The organism is Micromonospora maritima, from assembly GCF_902825405.1.
GTDB classification, from domain to species: domain Bacteria; phylum Actinomycetota; class Actinomycetes; order Mycobacteriales; family Micromonosporaceae; genus Micromonospora; species Micromonospora maritima.
This window is the reverse complement of the sequence record NZ_CADEAU010000556.1, coordinates 1-3243: the sequence shown is the minus strand read 5'-3', so window position 1 is coordinate 3243 and position 3243 is coordinate 1. Positions and strand designations below refer to the sequence as shown.

Genomic DNA, 3243 nt, shown 5'->3' with positions numbered 1-3243 from the left:
TCGCGGGGCCGGCGATACCACCGGCGGTCGCGGCGATACCAGCAGCGGTCAGAACGGTGGTGCGCAGCAGAGTGGTAGCCATGATGGTTGCCTCCCTGAAAGTGGGGGTCACGGCACAGGGGGGGTGCCGTGCGAGGGGGGAAAGTCTGCGGATCCGGCGGCCCCCGGGGGGCCTGCACGGGAAGGGGCTCGGTGGCGGCCACGGGGGCGGCCTGCTCGGGTGGCCCGGGGATGTAACCACCGGCGGTGGCCGGTCATTCCGACCCGGGCGCTGGCCGGTGGTGCGGCCTGCCGGGTCGGGGGATGTAACGACGACCGGTGGCCGGTCATTTCCGACCGGGGCTGCCTGCCGGCTCGTACCGGCCAGGGCTCCACGCGGTCTGCCCGGTACAACGCCTGACCCCCGGCACCGATTCCACCCTGACGGTGGCACCGACCACCACCCAACCCGGCACACGGGCCGAGTCTTCACAGCCCGCACCCCCACGCCCCCGCCAGAACCGGACATCAAGGGCTATATCTCCGACCCTCTCCGCGCCGACGCCGGCATCTGGTCGACGGTCCCGAGATCTTGGCACGAAGCGGCCCTCATCGGGGCACTTTCCCACCAGGATCTCGAGGCGTGGCGTCCGGCCGGTGGACATCACCGACGGGGGCGTCTGGTGACCCCGCCCGGGCCGGGCGGCGCCCTGTCACGGTGCCTTTCGAGCTGATGCCGTCAACGACTCATGCTCTCGTCGTGGGCGGGCACCGACGCCCCGAGTCGTTTCTGATATCAGCTCGAAAGGCGTTGCAGGGGTGAGTGCTGTGGGAACGCGAGCTGCGTCCGGTCCGTCCTGGGTGCGGTGGCAGGCGGCGTGCTGATCAGCGCACCGTCCAGGCGGACCCGCACTGCGCCGAGGCGGCGGCATCGGGGAGGCCCGGACCGGGTGCAGCGGTGGCTGCAGGATGCTCCCGGTGGCCGTGGCGAGCAGACCACCGGCGACGGTGCCGAGCGCCGCGCCACCCAGGTCCGCGAGGGCGTAGGCGCCGTTGACCCGGCCCCGCAGCCGATCCGGCACCAGCCGCTGGCGGAGCGACACCACCAGGACGCCCCAGACCATGGCGTGTACGCCCCAGACGGCCAGGGCCGCCCCGGCGACCAGCGGCTCCCGGGTGGTGCCCAGCACGACCTGGAGTCCGACCTCGACCAGCAGCCCTGTCCGCAGCAGGACGGGCGCGCCGAACCGGGAGCGCAGCCGGGTCGCCAGCGTGCTGCCGGCCAGCCCACCGGCCAAGGTGGCGGAGAGCCGGCTGTTCGCCTGTTCCAGTCGCCCGGGCGGCACGACCGACGGCAGCGACCCCGCCCGACCGGGGGGCGAGCCGGTGGCCGAGAGTGGGCACCGTGAGATACCTGCGCAGCGACGGGCGTGTCGCGATCCGCCGTCCCCGCCCCGGCGACGAGGCCGAGTTCGTCGCCGCCGCCCGGCGAAGCCGGGACCTGCACCACCCGTGGTTGTCCGCGCCGGACGACGGCGAGCGGTACGCGGCGTACCTGCGCAAGATCCGGGGACGGGACAGTGCCGGTTTCCTGTTCTGTGACCGGGCCAGCGGGGAGATCGCCGGGTACGCGACCATCAGCGGCATCGTGCTCGGCGCGCTGCGCGGCGGCTACCTCGGTTACGCCGCCTTCCGCCCGTACGCGGGTACCGGTCACGCCTCGGCCGGGGTGCGGCTGGTGATCGCCCACGCGTTCGGGCCGCTCGGGCTGCACCGGCTGGAGGCCAACATCCAACCGGGCAATGAGCCGTCGAAGCGGCTGGCCCGCCGGCTGGGCTTCCGGCTGGAGGGCTTCTCCCCGGACTACCTGTTCATCGACGGCGCGTGGCGGGACCACGAGCGCTGGGCGATCACCGCCCCGGCGCCGGGCTGAGCCACCCGGCGCCGGCGGCGGTGCGGGCTCAGCTGCCCGGCTTCGGGAACGCGACCGGGCTGCGGTGACCGGCCCGGTCGACCGCGCGGACGCCGAAGAACACGTTGTCCTTGGACAGGTCCACGGTCACCTCGGTGACGTCGCCGACCGGCAGCACCCTCTGCCACTCGGCCGCGGTGGTCTCCCGCCACACCACCTCGTAGCCGGCCAGGTCCGGCTCGGGTCCGCGCTGCCAGCGCAGCGTGGTGTCGTTCGTCAGGTTCGTGGTCACCACGATTACGCCCTTCGGCGTGCCCGGCCCCTGGGCCAGCGACCACAGCGTCGCGGCGTTCACCCGGGCCACCCGGGTGACGTAGTCGAAGTCGCAGAACTCCGGCAGGTCGCCGTACTGCACCCCGTCGACGATCCGCACGTCCTGGTGCTGGTGGGCGAAGTCCTCGGCGGGCTCGGTGAACCGGCCGGCCGGCCACCCCTCGCGCAGGAACGAGATGTGGTCGCTGCCGCGCAGGTATCGGTCCCGCCGGTAGACGACACGCACGTCCATGCCGGTGGCGGAGTTCTCGGCCACGTCGCTGACGAACCGGGCGAGCTGCCGCGAGGGCGAGTCGTTCTCGCCGCCGACGGACTGCCGCACGCTCGCCTCGGCGGGAGTCTCCGCGGTCGGCACGCCCTCGGCGAAGAGCCGGACGGTACGCGGGTCGCGGGTGCCGTCGTCGGCGGTGCTGCTGCCCACGATGTCGTTGCTGAACATGCCCTGCACGTCCACGCCCGCCGCCTTGAGCCGGCCGGCCAGGTACGCCGACCCGTACAGTCCCTGCTCCTCCCCGGCGACCGCGGCGAGCACGATGGTGGCCTCACTGCGCCGGGTGGCCAGCACCCGGGCCAGTTCCATGACCACGGCCACGCCGGAGGCGTCGTCGTCGGCGCCCGGCGCGTCGCTGACCGCGTCCATCACGTCGGTGGCGCGGGAGTCGTAGTGACCGGTGATCACGTACACCCGCTCCGGCGTGACGTCCCCGCGCAGCGTCGCCACCACGTTGGTGATCGTGGTCGCGGTCGGGATCCGGGACGCCGGTTGCTGCACGTAGGACTGAAGTTCGACGGTCATGCGACCGCCGGAGGCGGCGGCGTACCCGGACAGTTGGGCGTGGATCCAGTCGCGGGCGGCGCCGATGCCGCGTACCGGATCCGTCTGGCTGGACAGGGTGTGCCGGGTGCCGAAGGCGGCGAGCCGACGGACGGTGGCCTCGATCCGGTGCCTGTCGATCTCGCGCAGCAGCGCGGTCACCTCGCGGTCCGGCCGCTGCGGTCGGGCCGGGCGGCCCGGGCCG

At 73.6% G+C, this 3243-nt stretch carries 3 protein-coding genes; 1 reads left to right on the top strand and 2 read right to left on the bottom strand.

What is annotated here, in order from left to right:
* Positions 1–692: 692 nt before the first annotated feature.
* On the bottom strand, positions 693–1325 hold the full coding sequence (locus HUW36_RS28935) for an MFS transporter (protein ID WP_174531019.1): 633 nt from the start codon (positions 1323–1325) through the stop codon (positions 693–695).
* A 59-nt stretch (positions 1326–1384) separates the two neighbouring features.
* On the opposite strand from HUW36_RS28935, the gene HUW36_RS28930 reads away from it, so the two are divergent.
* Positions 1385–1912 (top strand): GNAT family N-acetyltransferase, encoded by a 528-nt coding sequence (locus tag HUW36_RS28930; RefSeq protein WP_246248375.1) that lies wholly within the window; start codon positions 1385–1387, stop codon positions 1910–1912.
* 28 nt (positions 1913–1940) lie between these two features.
* Here the strand turns inward: HUW36_RS28930 and HUW36_RS28925 are convergent.
* Positions 1941–3243: M20/M25/M40 family metallo-hydrolase (locus tag HUW36_RS28925; protein WP_174531017.1), on the bottom strand; the 1303-nt coding region annotated here is incomplete at its 5' end.